The organism is Candidatus Streptomyces philanthi, assembly GCF_059553635.1.
In genome coordinates this window covers 1-6,698 of the sequence record NZ_JCANQV010000298.1, presented here as the reverse complement: position 1 = coordinate 6,698, position 6,698 = coordinate 1, and the positions used below count along the sequence as shown (strand labels likewise).

Here is a 6,698-nt window from a genome sequence, read left to right as displayed (position 1 = left end):
CCCCCACCCGCTCCCCGCCACCCAGCAGTGGAGCGTCCTCGATGCGGTCCAGGACAGGGGAGTCGACGCCCATCAGGCGGAGGGCGCGGGCCAGGACCGGGCCGAGGGCGCGGCCGGCGCCGTCGTCGATCTTGAAGGCGAGGGCGCGGCCGTCGGGGAGGGCCAGGGCCTGGACGGCCTCCGCGCCCATCTTGGAGAGGGTGCCGGGCAGCTCCCGCATCAGCCAGGTGTCGGGGCGGCGGGTGCCCGCGACGTACTCCGGGTGGGCCCGCATGGCGTCCGCGACCCGGCGCTCCGGGGTGCCGGGCCCGGCCAGGACGAAGTGGCGGAAGGCGCGGGCCAGACCGGTCAGGGAGAGGGCCATCAGCGGGGCGCCGCAGCCGTCGGTGCCGATGTGGGCGACATCCTCGCCGGAGGCGGTGCGGACGTTCTCCAGGACGAGCTGCTGGAGCGGGTGGTCCTGGGCGAGGTAGGTGTCCAGCGGCCAGCCGTTGCGGGCGCAGGCGGCCAGCATGGCGGCGTGCTTGCCCGAGCAGTTCATGGTCAGGCGGTCGCGTTCCCGTCCGGCGGCCAGGTAGCGCTCGGCCTCCTGCGGGTCGAGCGGCAGGTCCGGCGGGGTCTGGAGGTGCTCGGCCGTGAGCCCGAACTCGTCGATCATGGTGCGGACGAGGTCGAGGTGGAAGTCCTCGCCGGAGTGGCTGGCGGCGGCCAGCGCCAGCCGCTCGCCCGACAGGTCGAGACCGGCCCGCAGTACGGCGGCGGCCTGCATCGGCTTGTTGGAGGACCGGGGGAAGACGGGCGCGGTGATGTCCCCGTACGCCCGCTCGACGCTGCCGTCGGCGGCCAGGACGACCAGCGAGCCGCGGTGCCGTCCCTCGACGAAGCCGGAGCGGACGACCTCGGCGAGCACCGGGGAGACCTCCGGCGGAGTGGGCGTGGTGGTGGGCGTCGGGCGGGTAGCGGTCATCTGCGGCCTTCCGGGAGGGGAGTGACCCGCGTCCTCCCGGAGGCTCGTGGCACGGTCAGGACAGCAGGTCGTCTACTTGCGCTTCCCCCTCACGGTACCTGCGGGTGATTTCCGCCCCGCACTCGTCCGCCAGCCGCTGCATCGCCTGCCGGCGTCCGGAGATCTGCTGCTCGTGGTGGACGAGCCGGGTCATCGCCTCGCCCAGCTCCCGGTCCGTACGGGCGGTGAGGTCGGACAGTTCGACCTGGCCGAGCATGTCCTCGGCCAGCCGGCGGTACTCCTCGCTGTGCGGGGTGCCGAGCGTCACGTGCCGGGCGGAGGAGCGGTGCCGGGACGGGACGTCGGTGAGGATCTCCGGGAGGCGGTCCAGCAGGGGGGAGTGCGGCGCGGCGCGGCGTGCCCGTTCGGCGCGCAGGATGTCGATGCGGCCCTGGAGGAGCCGCCGCAGATAGCTGAGGTCGGCCTCCTCCTGCTGGGCCTCGCGCCGCAGGACGCGCAGCGCGGGGAGGTCGAGCGGTCCCAGGTCGGGCTGTACCACCGGGTGGAAGCGGTCGCGCTGCTGGGGCGGGCGGTGCTGCGCCCGGCCGGTGTGGAGCATGGGGCCATCCTCGGTGCGTCCGGGCTCGACGCGAGCCGGTGCCGTGGTCGTGGTGGTGGCGGTGGTCGGCGTCGGGGTGGGCGGGACGGCGGCTGTGCCGCGGGCCCGCGCTGCGGGGCCGGGGGGAGTTCCGGCGCCGGCGGTGTCCATGAATGTTCCGTCCCCTCGTCCGGTGCGGCATCCAGGGCATGTTGTCCGTGAAACGCACCGCGTGCACGCATCGTGCCACTCTGGGCGGTCCGTGTGCAGGGTGACGGCACCCGAACGGCCGCAGCGGGGGGCGGTGGGGCACGGTTGTCCGAAAGCGCGGGCCGCGGGGCATGATGGCGGCCATGCGAGCAGTGGTGCAGAGGACCGACGGCGCACGCGTCGTGGTGGACGGGCAGACGGTCGGCGAGATCGTCGGCGAGGGGCTGTGTGTGCTGGTCGGCGTCACACACGACGACACCCCGGAGAAGGCGGCGCAGCTCGCCAGGAAGCTGTGGTCGGTGCGGATCCTCCAGGGCGAGAAGTCCTGCTCGGACACGGGCGCCCCGCTCCTGGTGATCAGCCAGTTCACGCTCTACGGGGACGCCCGCAAGGGGCGGCGCCCCACCTGGAACGCGGCCGCCCCCGGACCGGTGGCCGAGCCGCTGGTCGACGAGGTCGTGGCGCAGCTGCGGGCCCTGGGCGCCCGGGTGGAGACCGGGCGCTTCGGCGCCGACATGAAGGTGTCGCTGACGAACGACGGGCCGTTCACGGTGCTGCTGGAGGTGTGAGGCCGGGGGCGGCCGGCCGCCCGCACACCGCGGGACGGACCGGCGCCCGGCGAAGCCCTACGGCTCGACCACGACCTCCTGCGCCGCCGCCGTACCGCCCGCGATGAGCGGCGCGTCCACCGGAACGTTCCGCTTGACCAGGGCGAGGGCGATCGGGCCCAGTTCGTGGTGGCGCGCCGAGGTGGTGACGAAGCCGAGCTGGCGGCCGTCCTCGCCGTCCGCGGCCAGGCGTACGGGGGTGCCGTGCGGGGGCAGGTGCACCTCGCTGCCGTCGAGGTGCAGGAAGACCAGCCGGCGCGGCGGCTTGCCGAGGTTGTGGACCCGGGCGACGGTCTCCTGGCCGCGGTAGCAGCCCTTGTGGAGGTGGACGGCGGTGCCGATCCAGCCGACCTCGTGCGGGATGGTGCGGTGGTCGGTCTCCAGGCCGAGCCGGGGGCGGTGGGCCTCGACGCGCAGCGCCTCCAGGGCCAGTACGCCGGCCGCCGGGCCGTGGGCGGCGGCGAACGCCTCCAGCCCGGCGCGCGGCAGGAACAGGTCGCGGCCGTACGGCAGCTCGCGGACCACGGCGCCCGCGGGGGCCTCGGTGAGGGACCCGGCCGGGAGGTGCACCACCGCGAAGTCGCCGGTGCGGTCGGCGACCTCGACGCGGTAGAAGAACTTCATGCTCTCCAGGTAGGCGAGCAGCGCCTCCTGGTCGCCCGGTTCGGTGTGCAGCCAGGTGGTCTCCCCGTCGTCGACGAGGGAGAGCGTGTGCTCGACGTGGCCGTGCGGGGAGAGGATCAGCGCCTCGGTGGCCTGTCCGGGCGGCAGCTCGCTGACGTGCTGGGTGACCAGCAGATGCAGCCAGCTCAGGCGCTCGGGACCGGTGACGGCGAGCACGCCGCGGTGCGAGAGGTCGACGAAACCGGAGCCGTCGGCGAGGGCGCGCTGCTCGCGGAAGAGATCGCCGTAGTGCGCGGCGACGCCTTCGTCGGGGGCCTCGGCGGGGACGGCGCCGGGCAGCGACAGCAGGGGGCTGGCGTAGGAATCTCGCGGCATGCGACCAGCCTACGGCCAGACGGAGGGACCCTACGCGGGGGTGTCGTCCGTCCTGTCGGTGCAGGACCGGCAGCGGCCGAAGATCGCGAAGTGCTTGAGGTCGGTGTCGAAGCCGAACTGCTCGCGCAGCAGCGCGGTGAACGGTTCGGCCACCGACAGGTCGGCCTCGATGACGTCGGTGCAGTCCCGGCACACCAGGTGGATGTGGTGGTGCCGGTCGGCGAGGTGGTAGGTCGGGGCGCCGTGGCCGAGGTGGGCGTGGCTGACCAGGCCCAGCTCCTCCAGCAGCTCCAGCGTCCGGTAGACCGTGGAGATGTTGACGCTGCCCGCCGTCCTGCGCACCTCGGTGAGGATGTCGTCAGGGGTGGCGTGTTCCAGCCTGTCCACCGCCTCCAGGACGAGCTGGCGCTGGGGGGTCAGGCGGTACCCGCGCCGTCGGAGGTCGCTCTGCCAGTCGGTCGTCACCACGCCCCCAGTGTAGGAGGGGCGCGGTCAGCGGGCGTGGACCGTGCGCAGGTACGCGGCGAGCGCGGTGACGGCGGCGGGGTTGCGGGGGCTCTCGACGAGGTCGGCGTAGTCCAGGACGTAGATCCGGTCGTGCTTGATCGCGGAGACCCCGGCGAGCGGGGCGTAGGACTTCAGGAACGCCTTTTTCTGCGCGGCGGTGGGGGTGCCGTAGTCGTTGATGACGATGACGTCGGGGTCGCGTTCGACGACGGTCTCCCAGCCGACGGTGGTCCAGGAGTCCTTGACGTCCTTCATGATGTGGTCGCCGCCGGCCTTGGTGATGATGTCGTGCGGGCCGGCGTAGGCGCCCGAGGTCAGCGGCTTGTCCTGGCCGCCGTCGTAGAGGAAGACGGTGGGGCGTTCGGACGGCGCGGGGGCCTTGGCGGCGGCGTCGGCGATCTGCTTCTTGTAGCGGGCGACGAGCTTCGCGGCCCGGTCCTCGACGTGGAAGATCTTCCCGAGGTTCTCCAGGTCGGTGTAGAGGGCCTCCAGCGGCGGCATCACCCCGCGGGAGGTGTGGGAGGTGCCGTTGCGGCAGGACTCGGTGAGGACGTAGCTGCCGATGCCGAGCTTCTCCAGGGAGGCGGGGGTGAGACCGTCGCCCTCGCCGAAGCCGTAGTTCCAGCCGGCGAAGACCAGGTCGGCGCGGGCGTCCAGGGCGATCTCCTTGGTGATCGCCTTCTTGGACAGCCAGGGCACCTTGTCGTACGCGTCCTTCCACGGCACCGCGTCGAGCCTGCCCCGGTACGTCGGCGTGACGTAGCCGGCCATCCGGTCCTCCAGGCCGAGCGCGAACATGATGTCGGTGATGCCCACGTCGTTGGTGACCACCCGGGAGGGCACCTTGTCGTACGTGGTGCGCACCCCGCAGTTCTCGACGGTGACGGGCTGGCCGGCCGACGGCCCGGCGGTGTTCTTCCCGGTGGCGACCTGGGCGCCGCAGCCGGTCAGGACCAGTGCGAGGGCGGGGAGCAGGGCGGCGGGGCGGCGGAGCATGGTCACCGGGTTCCTTCGTCGGGGGCGTCGCGGGGGACGCGGTCGAACAGGAGCTGGAGGGCGCCCGTGACGGGGTGGCGTACGGGGTGCGCGCGGACGCCGAAGACATCGGCGAGCAGGGCGGGGGTGAGGACGTCGTGCGGCGGGCCCGACGCGACGATGTGGCCGCCGGCGATGACGTACAGCTCGTCGCAGTGCACGGCGGCGAGGTTGAGGTCGTGCAGGGCGGTCAGCACCGTCAGCCGGCTGTCGCGGACCAGCGCCAGCACCTCCAGCTGCTGGGCGATGTCCAGGTGGTTGGTGGGCTCGTCGAGGACGAGGACCCGGGGTTCCTGGGCGAGCGCCCGCGCGATCAGCACCCGCTGCTTCTCGCCGCCGGACAGGCCGAGGAAGCCGCGCCCGGCCAGATGGTCCGCGCCGACCCGGGCCAGTGCCCGCGCGCACACCGCGTGGTCGGTGGCACCGGCCCGGCCGGAGCCGCGCTGGTGCGGCAGCCGGCCCATCGCCACGACCTCGGCGACGGTGAAGTCGAACGCGGCGCCCGCCTCCTGCGGGAGCGCGGCCAGCCGGCGGGCGGCCTCGCGGGGGTCCAGGTCGTGCAGGACGTCGCCGTCGACCCGTACCGTCCCGGTGGACGGGCGCAGGGCGCGGTAGACGCAGCGCAGCAGGGTCGACTTGCCGCTGCCGTTGGGGCCGACCAGGCCGACGAGGCGTCCGCTGCCGACCGTCAGCGTCAGCTCGTGGACGAGCCGGCGCCCGGCCACCTCCACCGACAGGTCCGCCACGTCCACGCGCATCAGGCGCCGCCTCCGAAGGTGTAGCCGCGCCGCCGCATCAGCAGCACGAAGCAGGGCACGCCGAGCACCGCGGTGAGCGCGCCGACGGGGAGTTCGGCGGGCGCCAGCAGGACGCGGGAGAGCAGATCGACCCACACCAGCAGCACCGCGCCCAGCAGCGGGGCGACGGCCAGCACCCGCCGGTGGCCGGCGCCGACGAGCATCCGGGTCAGATGCGGCACCATCAGGCCGACGAAGCCGATCGCGCCGCTGACCGCGACCACCGCGCCGGTGACGGCGGCGGCGACCACGAAGAGACGGCGTCGCAGCCGGTCCGGGTCCACGCCCAGCGCGGCGGCCGTCTCGTCGCCCATCGCCAGCGCGTTCAGCCGCCCCGCGGACAGCAGCAGATACACCAGGGCCGCGGCGACGGCGGTGGTGGCGATGGGCAGGGAGCCCCAGCCGGCCCCGCTCAGGCTGCCCAGCAGCCACATCATCGCCGAGCGGGCCGCCTCGCCCCGGTCGGCGGCGAACACCATCAGGGTGGTCAGCGCGGAGAAGCCGTAGTACATCGCGCTGCCGGTGAGCACCAGCCGCAGCGGCGTCAGGCCCTGCGCCGTCCGGGCCGCCGCGTACACCAGGGCCATCGACAGCAGCGCGCAGACGAAGGCGGCGGCCGACAGGGCCCACACGCCGAGGGCGCCGAGCGCGCCGAACAGCAGGACGGCGTTGGCGCCGACGGCGGCGCCGGAGGAGATGCCGAGGACGAAGGGGTCGGCGAGGGCGTTGCGGACCAGGGCCTGCACGGCGACGCCGATCGCGGACAGTCCCGCGCCGACGACGGCGGCCAGCAGGGCGCGGGGCAGCCGCAGCTCCCACACGATGGTGTAGGCGGGGATCTCGTCGGGGGAGAGGGTGCCGCCGGTCAGGCCGGCGCCGAGGAAACGGAAGACCTGGCCCCAGCCGAGTCCGGCGGAGCCGAGGCCGGTGCCGCACACCACGGAGAGCAGCAGGGCCGCCGCGAGCGCGGCGACGAGCAGCGGCACCGGCCTCGGCTC

Annotated in this window: 8 protein-coding genes; 1 reads left to right on the top strand and 7 read right to left on the bottom strand. The window is 74.1% G+C overall.

Annotated elements, in window-relative coordinates:
* Positions 1-967, bottom strand: a 967-nt coding sequence (locus AC51EU_RS25115; RefSeq protein ID WP_496269346.1) for an asparaginase, incomplete at its 3' end; no start/stop codon positions are given.
* 55 nt (positions 968-1,022) lie between these two features.
* Complete coding sequence (locus AC51EU_RS25110) at positions 1,023-1,565, bottom strand: RsiG family protein (protein ID WP_496269345.1); 543 nt, start codon at positions 1,563-1,565, stop codon at positions 1,023-1,025.
* A gap of 332 nt (positions 1,566-1,897) precedes the next feature.
* On the opposite strand from AC51EU_RS25110, the gene dtd reads away from it, so the two are divergent.
* Positions 1,898-2,323, top strand: a complete 426-nt coding sequence (gene dtd / locus AC51EU_RS25105; RefSeq protein WP_496269344.1) for a D-aminoacyl-tRNA deacylase — start codon at positions 1,898-1,900, stop codon at positions 2,321-2,323.
* Between the two features lie 57 nt (positions 2,324-2,380).
* Here dtd and ygfZ read toward each other — a convergent pair whose 3' ends face one another.
* Genes ygfZ through AC51EU_RS25080 form a run of 5 tightly spaced genes read right to left on the bottom strand, consistent with a single transcriptional unit; the run spans position 2,381 to position 6,686 of the window.
* Complete coding sequence (ygfZ, locus tag AC51EU_RS25100) at positions 2,381-3,361, bottom strand: CAF17-like 4Fe-4S cluster assembly/insertion protein YgfZ (RefSeq protein WP_496269343.1); 981 nt, start codon at positions 3,359-3,361, stop codon at positions 2,381-2,383.
* A 30-nt stretch (positions 3,362-3,391) separates the two neighbouring features.
* A complete protein-coding gene (locus AC51EU_RS25095; protein WP_496269342.1) occupies positions 3,392-3,829 on the bottom strand; it encodes a Fur family transcriptional regulator in 438 nt (145 codons plus the stop codon).
* Positions 3,830-3,853: 24 nt separating this feature from the next.
* Positions 3,854-4,864 (bottom strand): ABC transporter substrate-binding protein, encoded by a 1,011-nt coding sequence (locus AC51EU_RS25090; protein ID WP_496269341.1) that lies wholly within the window; start codon positions 4,862-4,864, stop codon positions 3,854-3,856.
* A 2-nt stretch (positions 4,865-4,866) separates the two neighbouring features.
* Positions 4,867-5,661, bottom strand: coding sequence for an ABC transporter ATP-binding protein (locus tag AC51EU_RS25085; protein WP_496269340.1), 795 nt, complete (start codon positions 5,659-5,661; stop codon positions 4,867-4,869).
* Positions 5,661-6,686, bottom strand: coding sequence for a FecCD family ABC transporter permease (locus AC51EU_RS25080; protein ID WP_496269347.1), 1,026 nt, complete (start codon positions 6,684-6,686; stop codon positions 5,661-5,663). The genes AC51EU_RS25085 and AC51EU_RS25080 overlap by 1 nt, the downstream gene beginning before the upstream one ends.
* Between the last annotated feature and the right edge of the window lie 12 nt (positions 6,687-6,698).